Consider the following 16,896-nt stretch of genomic DNA (forward strand, 5'->3'; position numbering starts at 1 on the left):
TGGGGGTGGTCGGGGTGGTCAGGGCTGGAAGACGACCTTCACGACCCCGTCCTCCTTGGCCTGGAACCGGGCGTAGGCGTCCGGCGCCTCGTCCAGGCCCAGGTGGTGGGTGGCGAAGCCGTCGACCCCGAGCGGGTCGTCGTCGCCTTCCAGGAGCGGCAGGATGTCGTCGACCCAGCGGCGGACGTTGGCCTGGCCCATCCGCAGCTGCACCTGCTTGTCGAACATGGTCAGCATGGGCAGCGGGTCGGCCATGCCGCCGTACACCCCGGTCAGGGAGATGGTGCCGCCCCGCCGCACCGCGTCGATGGCGGTGTGGAGGGCGGCCAGCCGATCCACCCCGGCCGTGGTCATGAGCCGCTCGGCCAGGGCGTCGGGCAGGAGGGACGTGAGCTTGTGGGCCGCGTGAGCGCCCGGGGAGCCGTGCGCCTCCATCCCCACCGCGTCGATGACGGCGTCGGCACCCCGGCCCCCGGTCAGCTCTCGGATGGCCTCGCCGATGTCGTCGTGGTCCTCGAGGCGCAGGGCGGTGACGCCCCGATCCGCCGCCCGGGCCACCCGGTCCCCCTCGACGTCGACGCCGATGACCTGCTCGATGCCGAGGTGGCGGGCCACCCGCGCCGCCATGTCGCCGATGGGGCCCAGGCCCAGCACGACCAGGCTGTCACCCGGGGCCACCCCGGCGTAGGCCACGGCCTGCCAGGCCGTGGGCAGCACGTCCGAGAGGTACAGGTAGCGGTCGTCCGGGGGCCCGTGAGGCACCTTGACCGGGCCGTACTGGGCCTGCGGCACCCGGAGGTACTCGGCCTGGGCTCCGGGGACCTGGCCGTAGAGCTTGGTGTAGCCGAACAGGGCGGCGCCCATCCCGTGCTCGCGGACCTGGGTGGTCTCGCACTGGGTCTGGAGGTCCTGGGTGCACATGGCGCAGGTGCCGCAGGCGATCTGGAAGGGGATCACCACCCGGTCGCCGGGGGCCAGGTGGGTCACCTCCGGCCCCACCGCCTCCACGATGCCCATGGGCTCGTGGCCCAGCACGTCGCCCTCGGTCATGAAGGGGGCCATGACCTCGTAGAGGTGCAGGTCCGACCCGCACAGCCCGCTCGAGGTGATGCGCACGACGGCGTCGGTGGGCTCCTCGATGGTCGGGTCGGGCACCTCCTCGACCCGTACGTCCTTCGGGCCCTGCCAGGTCACTGCTCTCATGGCGCTCCTCCGATCGGTCGAGGCCCGACCGCGACGGCGCGCCCGGGTCCCGCGGGCTGCCCGCGCTCCCCGGCGGCGAAACCGGCCGGCCGCGGGCTGCTCGGCCGGCGGGCCGCTCACCCGCTGGGGGCCGCCCCCTCCATGGGGTCGTCGCCCGCCGGCGGGAGGCCCGGCTCGTCGCCGTCGCCGTCGGTGTCGCCGGACTCCGGCTCGGTCTCGGCGTCGGCCCCGTCGGCCAGGAGCCCATCGCCCTCGGCCGGACCCTGGTCGCGGGTGTCGTCGCCGCGGGACGGCTGGCCGTGGGGATCCATGGGCTGCTCCTATCGGGACCGACGCCGGGGCTCGACGTCGCGTTCGCGGGCGAAGTTGCGGCCCAGCTCCTCGGCGATGCCGCCCTCGGAGCTGGCCTCCTCGGTGATCACCGGCCCGATGGGCTCGCCGTCGGCGCCCAGGCGATCGAGCCGGAGCGGTTCGGCCTCGACCATGACCGCCTCCACCTCCGGCGCCCACCGAGACACCCGCACGACCTGGCCCCGCTGGGCGGCCGAGGGCACGTCCTGGTTCTTCACGGCCATGGCCGGCAGCACGATGACGGCGATGGTGCCGCCCACCGCGCCCCCGCACAGGGCGCAGATGAGCAGCCGGAGCCAGAGGGGGATGTCGTCGGGCAACAGGACAGCCACGGGCAGGGCCACGACCACGCCGATGGCGGTCAGGATCGGGCCGAGCAGGCTGGTGGCCTTGGTGGCCTCCTTCGAGTACAGGATGCCGGCCTGCGGCATCACCATGCTCTCGGTGGCCTCCTCCCGCATCTCGGCCCGCAGCGAGGTGCGCTCGTCCTGCCCGGCGTCGGTGCGGATCTCCTGGTCGCGCACCCCGACGTGGGCCAGCCGGCGGCGGAGGTCCGGCACCCGGTCGGGGGCGTACACACCGAGCAGGGCGTGGGCCGGCGTCTGCTGATCACTCATGGCCGCCCCCTCCCCCGGCCCCCGGGGGGCAACCACATCCCGTCCGGCGCCCGGCGCCCCGGCCGCCTACCGTGGTTTCACCCGCTCGCCCGCCGGGCAGCGGTCCCGCCGGTCCCAGAGGAGGCACGGATGCCGGTCAGCTCGTTCACGTGCGCCGCCGAGGCGTGGACGCCCGTGGGCCACAAGGTGCCGTGGGACCAGAGCCGGCTCCTCCCGGTGGGCCCCATCCACGCCGCCGAGCCCCAGGACGCCACGGCGGTGTGCTCCGGCGACCCGCTGGTGCCGGACAGCTCCGGGCGCAGCTTCGTGCCCTGGGCCCCGGGGACCTGTGAGGGGTGCAGCGCAGCGCTGGCCCCCCGGGCCCAGGAGGCCCCCAGCCCCTGAGCCGGTGCCGGCCCGGCCCGGCCCGGTTTGGCATCGGCGGTCGGGGGGAGCCGCACCCCACCCCCGCCGCCCCCAGGAGGCACCGTGCAGGAGACCGTGCCAGGCCCCCCCGGCGGCCCGTGGACCCAGCCGGCGGCCCGCTACCCGGCCCTGTCGGGCCCGGCCCGCGCCGACGTCGTGGTGGTCGGGGGTGGCATCGCCGGCCTGACCACCGCCGTGCTGCTGGCCCGGGCCGGGGCCCGTGTGCGGGTCCTGGAAGCCGGCGCCGTCGGGCAGGGGACCACCGGGGGCAGCACGGCCAAGGTGACGGCCCTGCAGGCCCGCCGCCTGTCCCATCTGCGCGAGGTGCACGGCGACGCCGTGCTGGCCCCCTACGTGGAGGCCCAGCTGGCCGGCCAGCGCTGGATCGAGGCCCGGGCCGGGGAACGGGACGTGGCCTGCGGCCTGGAGCGCCTGCCGGCCTCCACCTACGTCACCGACCCCGAGCGGGTGGGCTCCATCGACGACGAGGCCGAGGCGGCCCGTCTGGCCGGCCTGCCCGTCGAGGTGGTCGACGACGACCCCGACCTGCCCTTCGCCACCGCCCGGGCCGTGCGCCTGGCCGACCAGCTCCAGGTCGACCCCCGGGCCTGGGTCGCCGACCTGGCCGCCGAGGTGGCGGCCCAGCCCGGGTGCGCCGTGCACGAGGGCAGCCGCGTGGTCGACGTGGCCGCCGGCCACCGCTCGGTGGCCACCGAGGACGGGCGGGTCGAGGCCGGCCACGTGGTCCTGGCCACGCTCCTGCCCATCAGCGACCGGGGGCTGCTCTTCGCCCGCACCGAGCCGACCATGTCCTACGGCCTGGCCCTGGAGGTGGCCGGCTCACGGCCGCCGGTCATGGCCTACGGGGCCGACCGCTCCACCCGCTCGCTGCGCCCGGCCCGGATCGGCGAGGGCCCGGTGCTGCTGGTCGGGGGTGAGGGCCATCCGGTGGGCCGGGGCCGGGGGACCGAGCAGCAGAGCCGGCTGCTGGAGTGGGCCCGGTCCCACTTCGAGGTCACCGCCGTGCGCCACCGGTGGGCCGCCCACGACCTGCAGAGCACCGACCTGCTCCCCTTCGCAGGCCGGGCCGACCGGCTGCCCGGGAGCCCCTGGGTGGCCTCCGGCTTCGGCAAGTGGGGCCTCACCAACGGCACGGCGGCGGCCATGACCATCGCCGGCCGCATCACCGAGCCCTCCGGCGACGGGCGGGCCTGGGACGCGCTCTTCGACCCCCGGCGCTCCCACCCCCTGGCCGGCTACCGCTCGGCCGCCCGGCACAACGCCGGGGTCGCCGCGCAGATGGCCCGGGGGTGGGCCTCGGCCGGCTCGGCCACCACCGCCCGGGGGCCGGAGGTCACCCGCCAGGGCCTGGTCCCGACGGCCGCCGGACCGGGGGGCTGCCGCCTGTCGCTGGCCTGCACCCACCAGCGGGGCATCGTCCGCTGGAACGAGGCCGAGCGCACCTGGGACTGCCCGCTTCACGGCTCGCGCTTCGCCGAGGACGGCTCGGTGGTGGCCGCCCCCGCCCGCCGCCCCCTCCGCCGCGTCGAAGGTCCCTCCGACGGGGACGACGACGGAGCTGGTTGAGGGTCGGCGCGCCGGGGGAGGTGCCCGGTCCCGACCACGAGAGGAGCCCCCATGGACGGCGGCGAGGACAGCGGAGAGATCAAGGAGCCCGACAACAGCACCGTCGACGACTGGCTGGGCCAGGACGTGGCCCGCGACACGGAGGTGGCCGAGCGGGTCGCCCGCGAGAGCGACACCGAGGAGGAGGCCGAGGAGCGCTTCGAACGGGAGGCCTCGGGCGAGGAGCACCACCGCGCCGCCTACCCCCGGCCCGACGACGCCCCCGACGGCGGCCCGGCCTGACCACGCCGCCAGCTCCCCGGCCGCGAGGGCACGAACGGGGGTCATGCGGGCTCAGCCCTTTGCACGGGACCGGCGGTGTGCTTGTGTGGGAGACGGCGTTCAGCACCGAGGGCCTTCCCATCGATCCGGCCATCCCCGAGGCCGGTGGAAGCAGGAAGCATGTCCACGCTGGCCCCCTCGACGTCAGGGACCCCTGACGCCCCTTCGCCCCCCCCTCCCGCGGACGAGGCGGACCTCCGCGCCCTCTGCGCCCGCCGCCGAGACGAGCTTCGCCGCCGCCTCGACACCCTGGCCGATCGCCTCGACGTCGGCCGGGCCTGGCGGACGGTCCCCCTCGGGGACTCGGCCCGCGACCCGCGCCGCACGCCGGGGGTCGACATCGGCACCTGGATCCTCCACGTTCGCTACCAGCGCACGCGCGACGAGGCCGTGCTGGCCGCCCTGGTGGAGGAGTACACGCCCTACGCCACCGCCATCGCCCGCCGCCTGCACCGCGGCGGGGAGCCGAACGAGGACATCCACCAGGTGGCCATGGAGGCTCTGGTGACGTCGCTTTCGCGCTTCGACGTGGCCCGCCGGCGGCCTTTCCCGGCCTACGCCACCCCGACCATCACCGGGGCGGTCAAGCGCCACTACCGGGACCGGGGCTGGAGCATCCGCACCTCTCGGGTGGTGCACGACACCGCCGGCCCCCTCCGGGAGGCCGAGGACCGCCTGGGCCGCACCCTGGGCCGACCCCCCACGCCGTCCGAGCTGGCCGCCGAGATGGGCATCGACGAGGCCACGGTGACCGAGACCCAGCTCGCCACCCGGGCCCGGGCCGTCACCTCGCTCGACCGCCCGGCCGTGGAGGGGGGCCAGCCGCTGGCCGAGTCCATCGGGGCCGCCGACGACGACCTCCTGCGGGCCGAGAACCGGGTGGCGCTGGTCGACGCCCTCTCCGACCTGGACGAACGGGACCGGACCGTGCTCACCCTGTACTACTTCGAGGAGATGTCGCAGCGGCAGATCGCCGAGCGCTACGGCGTCAGCCAGATGCAGGTGTCACGCTGGCTGTCGAGCATCCTCGCCCGGCTGCGACAGCGCCTGGTGGCGGCGTGAGCGAGCGGGGGGCCGCCGGCCGGCCGAGCGGACCAGGACCACGGCGTCGACCCGCTCCGAGCGGGCGCCCCGGGCGGGGTGGGCGGTGAAGTCCTCGGCGCCCTCCACCTCCACCGGCGGGGGGGCCCCGGTGAGGTCGACCTCGTCGCCGGCCAGGAGCCGACGGGCGGCGGCGGCCAGAGCGGCGGCGGGCAGGTCCCGACCCCGGAGGGACGAGAGCGAGCGCCCCACGGCCTGGGCCGCCGGGGTGCCGTAGGCCTCCTCGGCCCCGTGGCTCCAAGCCTGGACCCGCAGGTCGGGGCCGACCACCAGGAGGACGGTGTCGCACCAGCCCAGCACCTGGTCGAGGAGGTCGTGCAGGGCGTCGACCTGGGCCACGCGCTGGCGGACCTCGTCGTTGAGCCGAGCCGCCTCCGCCGCGGCCTCGTCCAGCACCCGCTCGGCCCGCTGCATCTCCTCGACGAGGGCCTGCAGTTCGGCGGCGGCGGGGTCGAGCTCGTCGGCCCCTTCGGTGGCATCCGGTCCCATGGGCCGGCCCTCGCCCGGCGGGGCGCGCCGAAACCGCGACCACCCGGCGGAGGGCTGCGGGGCGTGGGTCCTTGACCCGCCGACCCATCGTCCGTACCGTCCGCGGGGCGAGTTCAACCGGCAGCTCCCGCCCCCCGCCTCCCCCCCGAGCGCCATGAGCCCCCCACCGCCCCGCCTCGTCGTGTCCGTCGACCGGGCCGTCGTGCCCGTGCTGCACCTCGACGGCATCCTCGACCAGCGCACCACCCCCCTCCTCCGGGCCGAGGCCGCCCGGGTCCTGGTCGACCAGCCCCAGGACGTCGTGCTGGAGTGCCGCGGCCTCCTCGACGTGGACGCGGCCGGGCTCCGGACCCTCCTCGACATCCGTCGCCACCTCCCCCACCCCGGGGAGCTGCTGGTGGTCGGGGCGTCGGACACGCTGCGCGAGCTGCTCCGGGTCACCGCCCTGGACCAGAGCGTCCACGTCATCGCCCCCGGCCACGCCGAGGCCGCTGGCGACACCGCGGGCGCCGATCCCACTCGGGTCTGACCCACCTCCGAGCGCGGTGCGTGGCTGTCGGGGGCCGTGGTAAGCGAACCTCGGGGAGGCGTCCGGTTCAAACCGAGAGCCGGGCGCCTCCCTCGGGGTGGCCCGGGGCAGGTCGCAGTGGTCCGGGTGTGACGTCTCCCGGAACTCGGGTGTGAGTCGCGACCGGACGGGGAACGGTTGGGGCCGCTGATGCCCTTCAAACCGCGAGCGGGCCAGCAGAGCGCGTCACCCCACGTCGACCCTGCCCTGTGCTTGCGAAGGAGTGCCCATGACTCCCACGTCCCACCTCGACCTCACCTCCGCCGCCGAGGACGCCGTCGTCGAGCGCACCATCCCCCGGGCTCTGTCCACCGAGTCCGCCAGTCCCCCTCCGGCGTGCGACGCCGACACGTGGCTGCTCCACGTCCGCTTCCAGCGCACCGGCTCCCCCGAGGCCCTGGAGGCGCTGGTGGAGGAGTACCGGGCCATGGCCCTCTCCCTGGCCCGCCGCATGCACCGCGGCGCCGAGCCCCTCGACGACCTCCAGCAGGTGGCGCTGGAGGCGCTGGTGCGCTGCCTGCGGGGCTTCGACTGCAACCAGAGCACCCCCTTCGTCGGCTACGCCACCCCCGCCATCCTGGGCGCCCTCAAGCGCCACTACCGCGACCACGGGTGGAGCCTGCGGGTCCCCCGCCGAGCCCACGAGCTGGCCGCCCCGGCCCGGGACGCCGACGAGCGCCTGACCGCCCAGCTGGGCCGGCGCCCGACCACGGCCGAGACGGCCGCCGCCCTGGGCGTGGACGCCCGGGAGCTGGAGGCGGCCGAGGCCGCTCGCCGAGCCCGGGGCCTGGTGCGCCTGGACGCCCCGGTCCACGTCGAGGACGGTGAGGGCCCCGGCCGGGACGTCCCGGTGCTGGAGGCCGGCTTCGACGAGGCCGAGAGCCACCTGGCCCTGTCCCGGGCGCTGCAGCACCTCGACGAGCGCGAGCGGACGGTGCTGGGCCTCTACTTCTTCGAGGACCTCACGCAGTCCGAGATCGCCCAGCGCTTCGGGGTCAGCCAGATGCAGGTGTCGCGCTGGATCCGGTCGTCCCTGGCCCGGCTGCGCAGCCGGATGGAGGCCGAGGACGGGACCCCCCTGGCCTGCGCCAGCTGAGGCCCGCTCCGGTCGCCCCTCGCCGGCGACGTCGGCGGTGCGGACGCCCTCCCCCGAGCACCCTCACCGCCGACGCCCGCCCGGGAGCACCGGGGTGCGTCCCGACCCGTCGAGCGGGTCGGCGACACCATGCAAGCAGGACGACATTGCCAGGCGTGCGCGACGGGGCCCCGGCCGCACGCGGCCGGGGCCCTCGACTGGTCGGTTCCCGCCCCGGGGCGGGCCGCGTCAGCCGCCGACGGCCTCGGCGGTGGTGTTCACCGAGGTGCGGATCCGGGTCGCTTCCTTCTCGGTCCTGGCCACCAGGATCTTCTCGTCGGTGGTGGCCGCCCGGCCCAGCACGTCCAGGTAGGCCGCACCGGCCTGGTACCGCCCGGCCTCGGACGACCCCATCAACGAGCGGACCATGGTGTAGCGGGAGTACCCGCCGGCCAGCTGCGCGACCCAGTAGCTGGAGGACGGCCCGTCGACGGGCCGGTTGAGGGTGACCTGGTAGGCCTTGGCCACGAAGGCCGTGTCGGTGTAGGCGTCGAAGGTGGAGGCGCTCATCATCTTGGCCACCAGGACGGTGTAGTCCCAGCCCGGCTTGGTCAGCTCCCCGGCCCAGAAGGCCAGGGCGCCGGCGTCCGGTGACCAGCCGAAGACGGCCTGGTAGGCCCGGCGCACGGTCTGCTTCCGGCCGTCCAGGGAGGCCGTCAGGGAGGCCGAGAACGACCGGGTGCTGACCGTCCGGCCCTGCAACTTGGGCCGCCAGTGGTCCTTGGCTGCGGCGTCGGCCGAGAAGCCGAGCAGGGCGTCGTAGCTCCGGTCGATGTAGTTGTTGAGGTGGGTCGAGGCGTAGGTGCGCAGGTCGACGGCCAGCAGCCGGATCTCACCGGTGAAGATCACACCCAGGCGGTGGAAGTAGCTGACCATCAGGACCCCGTCCGAGGACAGCTCGGGGTGCTGGGTCCACGCGTAGTCGCCGAAGGAGCCGTCGTCGTAGTACGGCAGGCCGGTCACGAACTGCTGCGGCGCCGACCACGGTCCCCAGGGGTTGTCGGCGGTCCGGAAGCGGGACGTGTGGCCGATGCCGTCCAGGGCCAGGTACTTGCCCAGGGTGGCGTTCCACGCCACGTCGGCGCCCCCCAGGATCCCGGGGAACACGGTGACGGTCTGGTTGGGGTCCGAGCTCCACCCCGAGCCGTCCCAGTACCGGTAGGCGCCCCGGGTGCCGGCGTCGCTCAGGAGCACCCGGGCCACGCCCACCGGGCTGCCCTGGGCCGGGTCGGGGAGCGAAGGCCGCCGGGGGCAGTAGTCCTTCTCGGCCTCGGGGGAGGTGAGGTCGGCGTAGGTGTAGAGGTAGCCGTCCTGGGCCGCGAACTGCGCCGACCACTGGCAGTCCTCCCCGCCGAAGAGCAGGGTGGCGCGCCGGTCGGCCCGCAGGTCGTTGTTGTCGAGGTCGGCGGCGCTGATGTCGGCGATGCCCACCCCCCGTGAGCCGCTCTCGAAGACGCCGTTCACCGTCTTGCCCCGCAGGAAGAAGATCATGGCGTCCTGGGTCCCGCCCGGGATCACGGCCGAGGGCCAGGTGATGTAGCGGGTCCCGGCCTGCCCGGCGTGCTGGGCGTTGAAGCTCTCCTCGGCCGCCGTGTACGGGACGAGCAGGTCGGCGGGCCCCCCGGTCGAGTCCAGCGGCTCGGTCAGCGGGTAGTAGCCGGGGCCGTTGACGGCCCCGGTGTTCGAGAGGCCGGACTTCCCGTCGGCGTTGGCGGGGTTCATGATCGTGTCGCCGAAGGTCCACAGGGATCGGCCGTCGACCAGGCCCGACTCCAGGCCGTCCCGGCTCAGCACGTTGCCGGGCTGGCCCAGCACGCCGAGGTCGTAGGCCGGGTAGGCGTCGTTGGCGGGGTTGCCCGACACCGTCGGGGGCAGCAGGCGGAGGCCGCCCGACACCGGCCCCCCCAGTGGCCCGGCGGGCACCGGCCCGCTGCCGGACGCCACCAGCACGAGGGTGACGATGAGGGTGATGGCCGATCCGCCGGCACGTCTGTGAACGCGCACAGTTTCCTCCCTGAGGTCCCGCCACGAGCAGGGCACCCGCCGCGGGGCGGGGTCTACGTCAGCGAACATTGCTGAACTTGCGCGACGGCAAGGACCGAGGCCCGAGCGGCCGCCGTCAGGGCCGGAGCTCAGCGGCGGCCAAGGGCCCGGGGCGCACCAGGTCGAGGAACAGCAGCACGCCCAGGGCGGCCAGCGCCCCCTCCAGAGCCCGGCGGAAGTAGTGGGCCATCGACGCCGCCACGTCGTCCGGCAACGGCACCCCCAACACCGACCGCAGCGGCCCCTCGGCGCTGCACACCAGGGCCAGGGCCAACAGGCCGGCGTAGACGGCGGCCCGGGCCGCGGCCCCCCGGGGTGCCACCGCCCACCGGCCGTCGTCGCCCCGGTGGAGCCCGTGCACCTGGTCGAGGACCAGCACCACCAGCAGCACGTTGACGAACGACTCCACCTGGAGGTCCCAGAACACCGCCAGGGACGAGCCCACGTCGTCACCGAGGACGGCCCGCCAGGCATCGTGGGTGCCGGCCCACCCCGAGAGCGGCATGCAGGCCAGGAGCACGGCCACGAACAGGCCCCGGCGGGCCCGAACGCTCACCCTCGGGCCGCGGGGGCGTCGTCGGGGCGGGAGCGGTGCCGCAGCACGACGTCCAGGTAGAGGGCGATGGCGATGACGGAGATGGGCGCCTCGACGTTGGTGCGGACGAAGGAGTAGAGGTCGGCCCCGGTGTCGTCGCCCAGCAGCGAGGTGAGGGCGTCCTCGAACCAGCTCTGGCACATGACCACCACGGCCAGGAGGGTGCCGCCGTAGAACAGCGTGCGGGCCAGCACGGGCCGCATGGGCACTCCTCCTCGTCCGGTGGCGGACCGGTTCCGCACCCGGCCCGGGAGCCTAGGTGGCGGTGTGCCGACCGCCCGTCGCCGGCGGGGCACCCAGGTCGGCGTTGAGGTTCCCGGTCCGGAACCCCTCCAGGTCCAGCGTGACCCGGCGGTAGCCGGCGGCCCGCACCGCGTCGACCACCGGGCCCCGGGCCCCGACGACGGCCCCCAGGCGGTCGAGGGGCACCTCGACCCGGGCGGTGGCCCCGTGGTGGCGCACCCGCACCTCGGCGAAGCCCAGAGCGCGGAGGGCGGCCTCGGCCCGCCCCACGCGATCCAGGGCCCCCACCGTGACCGGCGTGCCGTAGGGCAGGCGCGACGAGAGGCACGGCGCCGCCGGCCGGTCCCAGGTGCGCAGGCCCAGGGCCCGGGACGCGGCCCGGACCATGGCCTTGGTGAAGCCGGCCTCGACCAGGGGGAAGGCAGCCCCGGCCTCGGCCGCGGCCTGCTGGCCCGGGCGGTGGTCGGCCAGGTCGTCGACGTTGACCCCCAGCACCACCGTGGCCCGCCGCGCCACGGCCAGGGGGGCCAGTTCGTCCATCAGCGCCGTCTTGCACCACCGGCACCGGTCGCCGTCGTTGGCGACGTAGCGGGGGTCCTCCATCTCCGCGGTGGGCCGGGCCTCCCAGGCCAGACCCCACTCGGCGGCCAGCTCCCGGCAGTGGGCCAGCTCGTCGGGGGCCAGCGACGGCGACACCGCGGTGGCGGCCAGGGCCCGGGTCCCGAGGGTGGCGTGGGCCACCCAGGCCAGCAGGGCCGAGTCCACGCCCCCGCTGAAGGCCACGACCACCGCGCCCAGATCGCCCAGGCCCGACCGGAGGGCGGCCAACGGCACCCCCAGGTCGGCCGGGAGGGCGGCGCCGGCCGGATCGAGGGGGGCGTCCGTCGGGGGCACGGCGCCGGGAGGCATGGGGCCAGTGTGGCCCAGACGGGGGGCGGGCGACCCCACGAAACGGTCCCCGGCCGCCCGCCCCGGCGCCGGTGGTGGCCGAGATCGTGGGACATCTGTCATTGCCGCCACGGCGGGGATGGGTCACCATCACCCCGTGCCCGCTCCCCGCCCGGTGGTCGTCGTGGCCTACGACGCTCTCAACTCCCTGGACCTGTCGGGCCCCGTCGAGGTGTTCCACACCGCCGGCGGCTACGACCTCACCATCGCCGCCCCCCACCCCGGGCCGGTCACCTCCACCAGCGGGCTCCGGGTGGCGGTGGACACCACCCTGGCCGAGGTCTGCGGGCCCATCGACACCCTGCTGGTGGTGGGGGGCGAGGGCGCCCGGGCCGCGGTGGCCGACCCCGACGTGGTGGCCGCCGTCCGGCGCCTCTCGGGCCGGGCCCGGCGCACCGCCTCGGTGTGCTCGGGCGCCTTCGTCCTGGCCGCCGCCGGCCTCCTGGACGGGCGGCGGGCCACCACCCACTGGTCGGTGTGCGACCTGCTGGCCGCCACCTTCCCCGCCGTGGACGTGGCCGCCGACCCCATCTACGTCCGGGACGGCGACATCTGGACCTCGGCCGGCGTCACCGCCGGGATGGACCTGGCCCTGGCCCTGGTGGAGGACGACCGGGGCCGTGACGTGGCCCTGGCCGTGGCCCGCCAGCTCGTCCTGTTCCTGCACCGGCCCGGGAACCAGCGCCAGTTCTCGGCCCAGCTCGACGCGCAGCTGGCCGACCGCGACGCGCTCCGCGACCTGCAGGCCCACATCGTCGACCACCCCGAGGACGACCTCACGGTGGCCGCCCTGGCCCGCCGGGCCGGCCTGAGCGAGCGCCACCTGGCCCGCTGCTTCACCGACGAGGTGGGGGTCACCCCGGCGCGCTACGTGGAGCGGGCCCGGGTCGAGGCCGCCCGCCGGCGGCTGGAGGACACCGACGACGCGGTCGCGGTGGTCGCCGCCACCTGCGGCTTCGGCACCGCCGAGACCCTGCGCCGCACCTTCCTCCGCGCCGTCCGCACCACCCCCACCGAGTACCGGCGGCGGTTCCGCACCGCCTCGGCCTGACCCAGGAGACATCCCATGGACATCGCCATCCTGCTCTACGACGGCTTCACCGCCCTCGACGCCGTCGGCCCCTACGAGGTGCTGGTCCGGGTGCCCGGGGCCACCGTCACCTTCGTGGCCACCGAGGCCGGGCCGATCCGCACCGACACCCGCCGCCTGGAGGTCACCGCCGACGCCGCCCTGGCCGACCTGGCCTCCCCCGACATCGTGGTCGTGCCCGGTGGGCCCGGCCAGGAGGACCACATGGGCGACGAGGCCGTCCTGGGCTGGCTGCGGGCCGCGGATGCCACCGCCCGGTGGACCACGTCGGTGTGCACCGGCTCGCTCCTCCTGGCTGCCGCCGGCCTCCTGGAGGGCAAGCGGGCCACCTCCCACTGGTTGGCCGTGGACCGCCTGGCCGACTTCGGGGCCGTCCCCACCGCCGAGCGGGTGGTAGTCGAGGGCCGCACCATCACCGCGGCCGGGGTCAGCGCCGGCATCGACATGGCCCTCCACCTGGTGGCGGCCGAGGCCGGTGACGTGGTGGCGCAGGCCATCCAGCTCGGCATCGAGTACGACCCCCAGCCCCCCTTCGCAGCCGGCTCCCCCACCACCGCCCCGGCCGAGATCACCGACTTCCTCCGGGCCAACAGCCGCCACGTGCTGGAACGGAGCTGACCGCCGCTGGGCCGCCGGGGGCCCCGGCGGCCAGGATGGGCGCCGTGGACGAGGGTGCCCTCCGGGACCTCCTGGTCGCGGTGCGTGACGGCGAGGTCACGGCCGACGACGCCGTGGCCCGGCTCCGCCGGCTCCCGTTCGCCGACCTGGGCTTCGCCCGGGTCGACCACCACCGCACCCTGCGCACCGGGCTGCCCGAGGCGGTGTACGGCCCGGGCAAGACCCCCGAGCAGTGCGCCGCCCTGGTGGGCGAGCTGCTGGCCGGCGGCGACGGGCCGGTGCTGCTGACCCGGGCCGACGGCGCCCAGGCCGACGCGGCCCTGACCGCCCACCCCGGTGGGGTGGTGACCGGCGACCGGCACCGCCTGGTGGCCTGGCGCCCGGTCCCGCCCCGGGCCGCCCACGTGGTGGTGGTGGCGGCCGGCACCGCCGACCTGCCGGTGGCCGACGAGTGCGCGGCCACGCTCACCGCCCTGGGCCTCCCCCCCGACCGCCTCACCGACGTGGGCGTGGCCGGGGTGCACCGCCTGCTGGCCGACGCCGACCGGCTGGCCGTGGCCGACGCCGTGGTGGTGGTGGCCGGCATGGAGGGGGCGCTGGCCAGCGTGGTCGGCGGCCTGGCCCCGGCCCCGGTGGTGGCCGTGCCCACCAGCGTGGGCTACGGCGCCGCCCTGGAGGGGGTGACCGCCCTGCTGGCCATGCTGTCGTCGTGCGCGGCGGGCGTCACCGTGGTGGGCATCGACAACGGGTACGGGGCGGCGTGCGCCGTGCGCCGCCTCCTGGGCCCGGTGTTGGCCCGTGGCTGAGGACCGCCCCGGCGCCGACGGCCTGGACGGCTCGGGCGGGGAGCGCACCGTGGCCTGGTTCCACTGCTTCGCCGGGGTGGCCGGCGACATGGCCCTGGGGGCCCTGGTCGACGCCGGGGCCGACCTGGCCGAGGTCGAGGCCCTCGTCCGCCGCCTGCCCGTCGAGGGCTGGACCCTGGAGGCCGAGCCCGTCCTGCGGGGTGGGGTGGCCGCCACCCAGGTCCACGTCCGGCTCCCGGCCGCCGAGCACCACCACCGCACCTGGGGCACCGTTCGGGCCCTGCTGGAGGGGGCCGGCCTGCCGGAGCGGGTCCGCACCCGGGCCACCGCCACCTTCGCCGTCCTGGCCCGGGCCGAGGGGGCGCTCCACCGGATGCCCCCCGAGGACGTCCACTTCCACGAGGTGGGCGCGGTCGACGCCCTGGTCGACGTGGTGGGCACCTGCGCGGCCCTGGAGGTGCTGGGCGTGGACGACGTGGCCTGCTCGCCGGTGGCCGTGGGCCGGGGCACCGTCCGGGCCGCCCACGGCACCCTGCCCAACCCGGCCCCGGCCGTGGTGCGGATCCTGGCCGAGGCGGGGGCGCCGGTCCACGGCGTGGACTCCCCGGTCGAGCTGACCACCCCCACCGGGGCGGCCCTCATGGCCGCCCTGGCCTCGACCTTCGGGCCCGTCCCCGCCCTGGCCCTGCGGGCCACCGGCTTCGGGGCCGGCACCGCGGACCCCGACGGCACGGTCAACGCCACCCAGGTGGTGATCGGCCGGGCCGCCCCCACCGGCCCGGCCACCGGGGCCGGCCAGCCCGTGGTGGTGGTGGAGGCCACCCTGGACGACGCCACCGGCGAGGTGCTGGGAGCGGCGGTGCCCGCCCTGCTGGCCGCCGGGGCCCATGACGCCTGGATCACCCCGGTGGTCATGAAGAAGGGCCGGCCCGGCCACGTCGTCTCCGCCCTGGCCGACGAGGGCCGGGCCGCGGCGGTGGCCGAGGCTCTGCGGTCCGCCACCGGCAGCCTCGGGGTCCGGGCCGCCACCCACCGGCGCTGGCCGGCCCAGCGGGCCACCGCCGAGGTCGAGGTGGACGGCCACCGGGTGCGGGTCAAGGTCTCCCCGGTGCGGGCCAAGGCCGAGCACGACGACGTGGTGGCCGCGGCCGCGGCGCTCGGGCTCTCACCGGTCGAGGTGGCGGCCCGGGCCGAAGCCGCCTGGTGGTCCTCCCACCCCTGACCCCACCAACTTCGGACCGGAGTCCGCCCCGGTCGTCTCTGGTCCGAGGTTCGGGGCGATGGTGGCGGGTCAGGGCTCCCAGGGGCAGTGGCGGCAACCGGATCCGCAGCACTCACCCCGGGCGGCCAGGGTGTCGGCGGTCAGCACCTGGTAGCCGGTGGCCGGGTCGACGTACGCCGGTTCGCCGGTGGCCAGGGCCGCCGTGTGCCGGTCCAGGATCTCGACCCGTCGGGGGTGGTCGGGGGCCAGGCGGGCCGGGCTGGGCATGTCTCGCCACCCGGGGCGACGATGACCACCGGCCCGGGCGGGGCCCGCCCCCCCGCCGGCGGGGGGCTCGCCGGCCGGCCCGGTCATCGCCGGAACCGGGACACGACCTCGACGTGGGAGGTCTGGGGGAACAGGTCCAGCGCCTCGCTCCCCTCCCACCGGTAGCCGGCCGCCACCAGCAGGCCCACGTCGCGTCCCAGGGCCCCGGGGTCGCAGCTGACCAGGACCACGGTGTCGGCCCCGGTGGACACGACCCGGTCGACACCGGCCCGCCCCAGCCCGGCCCGGGGCGGGTCGGCCACCACCACGTCGGCCCGGCTCGGCCGCCAGCGGTCCAGGCGGCTGCGGACCAGGCGCACGTCCCGGTCGGCCAGGTTGTGCCGGGCGTCGGCCACGGCCGAGGCCGAGGGCTCCACCGCCACCACCTGCGCCCCGTCCGGGGCCACCGTGCCGGCGAAGAGCCCGACCCCGGCGCACAGGTCGACCACCGACCGGGCCCGGGGGGCCAGCTCGCCCACCGCGGCACCGACCGCGACGACCAGGGCGTCGGCCCCCTCGGGCGAGGTCTGGAAGAACGACCGGGCCGAGACCCGCCAGCGGCGCCCGGCGGCCTCCTCGTGGATCCAGGCCCGGCGGCCGGCGGCCAGCTCGTCGGCCCCCACCACCAGGACGTCGCCGGGGACGGCCACCCCCTCGGCCGTCGGGCTGGCCAGCACCATGCGCTCGCCGGTGCGGGCCCCGACCCGGACCACCACCTCGTCGGCCCCGCCGAAGCGGCCCTCGACCAGGAGCTCCTCGGCCGCCGGGTGGCTGGCCAGGCACGACCCGACCACGATCGGGTGGTGGGAGCCCCGGCGACGGAACCCGGCCCGCCCACCGGCCACCACGGCCCGGACGGTGGTGCGCGCCGCGGCGGCGGGCAGGGCGGGCCCGGCGGTGACCACCGGGTCGGCCAGGCCCCCGATGCGGGCCAGGGCGTCGGCCACCACCTCCCGGCGCAGGGCCCGCTGGGCCCCGTCGGCCACGTGCTGCCAGTCGCACCCGCCACACCCGTCGGCCACGTGGGGGCACGGCGGCGGCCGTCGATCCGGCGAGGCCTGGACCACGTCCAGCAGCCGGGCCCGGGCGTGACGGGGCCGCTCCTCGACCACCTCGGCCCGCACCCGCTCGCCGGGCAGGGCCCCGGCCACGAACACCACCCGGCCGCCCCCGTCGCGCCCCACGCCCTCGCCCCCACCGGCGATGCCGTCGACGCGGACCTCGATGGTGTCGCCGGCCATGGCCCGA

At 76.6% G+C, this 16,896-nt stretch carries 20 protein-coding genes; 10 read left to right on the forward strand and 10 right to left on the reverse strand.

Features of this window, described 5'->3' with window-relative positions:
- Positions 1-18: 18 nt before the first annotated feature.
- The 3 genes from VEW93_07855 to VEW93_07865 all read right to left on the reverse strand — a co-directional run bounded on the left by VEW93_07855 (position 19) and on the right by VEW93_07865 (position 2,171).
- On the reverse strand, positions 19-1,203 hold the full coding sequence (locus VEW93_07855) for a zinc-dependent alcohol dehydrogenase (GenBank protein HYI61704.1): 1,185 nt from the start codon (positions 1,201-1,203) through the stop codon (positions 19-21).
- A gap of 116 nt (positions 1,204-1,319) precedes the next feature.
- Positions 1,320-1,514 (reverse strand): hypothetical protein, encoded by a 195-nt coding sequence (locus tag VEW93_07860; GenBank protein HYI61705.1) that lies wholly within the window; start codon positions 1,512-1,514, stop codon positions 1,320-1,322.
- Positions 1,515-1,523: 9 nt separating this feature from the next.
- Positions 1,524-2,171 (reverse strand): hypothetical protein, encoded by a 648-nt coding sequence (locus VEW93_07865; GenBank protein HYI61706.1) that lies wholly within the window; start codon positions 2,169-2,171, stop codon positions 1,524-1,526.
- Positions 2,172-2,300: 129 nt separating this feature from the next.
- On the opposite strand from VEW93_07865, the gene VEW93_07870 reads away from it, so the two are divergent.
- The 4 genes from VEW93_07870 (at position 2,301) to VEW93_07885 (ending at position 5,546) form a co-directional block, all read left to right on the forward strand.
- Positions 2,301-2,555 carry a hypothetical protein gene (locus VEW93_07870; protein HYI61707.1) on the forward strand — a complete coding sequence of 85 codons (255 nt, stop codon included), beginning with the start codon at positions 2,301-2,303 and terminating at the stop codon, positions 2,553-2,555.
- A 96-nt stretch (positions 2,556-2,651) separates the two neighbouring features.
- Positions 2,652-4,163 carry an FAD-dependent oxidoreductase gene (locus tag VEW93_07875; GenBank protein HYI61708.1) on the forward strand — a complete coding sequence of 504 codons (1,512 nt, stop codon included), beginning with the start codon at positions 2,652-2,654 and terminating at the stop codon, positions 4,161-4,163.
- A 51-nt stretch (positions 4,164-4,214) separates the two neighbouring features.
- A complete protein-coding gene (locus VEW93_07880) occupies positions 4,215-4,445 on the forward strand; it encodes a hypothetical protein (GenBank protein HYI61709.1) in 231 nt (76 codons plus the stop codon).
- A 159-nt stretch (positions 4,446-4,604) separates the two neighbouring features.
- Positions 4,605-5,546: a sigma-70 family RNA polymerase sigma factor gene (locus VEW93_07885; protein ID HYI61710.1), complete on the forward strand. Its 942-nt coding sequence runs from the start codon at positions 4,605-4,607 to the stop codon at positions 5,544-5,546.
- Here VEW93_07885 and VEW93_07890 read toward each other — a convergent pair.
- Complete coding sequence (locus VEW93_07890; protein ID HYI61711.1) at positions 5,490-6,074, reverse strand: PAS domain-containing protein; 585 nt, start codon at positions 6,072-6,074, stop codon at positions 5,490-5,492. The two genes, VEW93_07885 and VEW93_07890, sit on opposite strands and share 57 nt — an antisense overlap.
- A gap of 154 nt (positions 6,075-6,228) precedes the next feature.
- Between VEW93_07890 and VEW93_07895 the strand changes: the two genes are divergently transcribed.
- Together VEW93_07895 and VEW93_07900 are read left to right on the forward strand one after the other, a co-directional pair.
- Positions 6,229-6,603, forward strand: coding sequence for an STAS domain-containing protein (locus VEW93_07895; GenBank protein ID HYI61712.1), 375 nt, complete (start codon positions 6,229-6,231; stop codon positions 6,601-6,603).
- Between the two features lie 268 nt (positions 6,604-6,871).
- Positions 6,872-7,738: a sigma-70 family RNA polymerase sigma factor gene (locus VEW93_07900; protein ID HYI61713.1), complete on the forward strand. Its 867-nt coding sequence runs from the start codon at positions 6,872-6,874 to the stop codon at positions 7,736-7,738.
- 228 nt (positions 7,739-7,966) lie between these two features.
- Here VEW93_07900 and VEW93_07905 read toward each other — a convergent pair whose 3' ends face one another.
- The 4 genes from VEW93_07905 to larE form a co-directional block, all read right to left on the reverse strand.
- The gene (locus tag VEW93_07905; protein HYI61714.1) at positions 7,967-9,727 is read right to left on the reverse strand and encodes a DUF4214 domain-containing protein; all 1,761 of its coding nucleotides are present in this window, start codon (positions 9,725-9,727) and stop codon (positions 7,967-7,969) included.
- A gap of 169 nt (positions 9,728-9,896) precedes the next feature.
- Positions 9,897-10,376 carry a hypothetical protein gene (locus VEW93_07910; GenBank protein HYI61715.1) on the reverse strand — a complete coding sequence of 160 codons (480 nt, stop codon included), beginning with the start codon at positions 10,374-10,376 and terminating at the stop codon, positions 9,897-9,899.
- A complete protein-coding gene (locus VEW93_07915; GenBank protein ID HYI61716.1) occupies positions 10,373-10,618 on the reverse strand; it encodes a hypothetical protein in 246 nt (81 codons plus the stop codon). The genes VEW93_07910 and VEW93_07915 overlap by 4 nt, the downstream gene beginning before the upstream one ends.
- Before the next feature lie 52 nt (positions 10,619-10,670).
- On the reverse strand, positions 10,671-11,567 hold the full coding sequence (gene larE, locus VEW93_07920; protein ID HYI61717.1) for an ATP-dependent sacrificial sulfur transferase LarE: 897 nt from the start codon (positions 11,565-11,567) through the stop codon (positions 10,671-10,673).
- Positions 11,568-11,703: 136 nt separating this feature from the next.
- On the opposite strand from larE, the gene VEW93_07925 reads away from it, so the two are divergent.
- The 4 genes from VEW93_07925 to larC are packed head-to-tail and all read left to right on the forward strand — an operon-like array spanning position 11,704 to position 15,342.
- Positions 11,704-12,657, forward strand: coding sequence for a GlxA family transcriptional regulator (locus tag VEW93_07925; protein ID HYI61718.1), 954 nt, complete (start codon positions 11,704-11,706; stop codon positions 12,655-12,657).
- A gap of 15 nt (positions 12,658-12,672) precedes the next feature.
- Positions 12,673-13,314: a DJ-1/PfpI family protein gene (locus VEW93_07930; protein HYI61719.1), complete on the forward strand. Its 642-nt coding sequence runs from the start codon at positions 12,673-12,675 to the stop codon at positions 13,312-13,314.
- Positions 13,315-13,358: 44 nt separating this feature from the next.
- Positions 13,359-14,120 carry a nickel pincer cofactor biosynthesis protein LarB gene (gene larB / locus VEW93_07935; GenBank protein HYI61720.1) on the forward strand — a complete coding sequence of 254 codons (762 nt, stop codon included), beginning with the start codon at positions 13,359-13,361 and terminating at the stop codon, positions 14,118-14,120.
- Complete coding sequence (gene larC / locus VEW93_07940) at positions 14,113-15,342, forward strand: nickel pincer cofactor biosynthesis protein LarC (protein ID HYI61721.1); 1,230 nt, start codon at positions 14,113-14,115, stop codon at positions 15,340-15,342. The genes larB and larC overlap by 8 nt, the downstream gene beginning before the upstream one ends.
- A gap of 69 nt (positions 15,343-15,411) precedes the next feature.
- On the opposite strand, the gene VEW93_07945 is transcribed toward larC, so the two are convergent.
- Together VEW93_07945 and VEW93_07950 are read right to left on the reverse strand one after the other, a co-directional pair.
- Complete coding sequence (locus VEW93_07945) at positions 15,412-15,609, reverse strand: DUF5522 domain-containing protein (protein HYI61722.1); 198 nt, start codon at positions 15,607-15,609, stop codon at positions 15,412-15,414.
- 83 nt (positions 15,610-15,692) lie between these two features.
- Positions 15,693-16,889 (reverse strand): TRAM domain-containing protein, encoded by a 1,197-nt coding sequence (locus tag VEW93_07950; protein ID HYI61723.1) that lies wholly within the window; start codon positions 16,887-16,889, stop codon positions 15,693-15,695.
- Positions 16,890-16,896 lie beyond the last annotated feature (7 nt).

This window comes from Acidimicrobiales bacterium, assembly GCA_035630295.1.
Classification (GTDB): Bacteria; Actinomycetota; Acidimicrobiia; order Acidimicrobiales; family Iamiaceae; genus Iamia.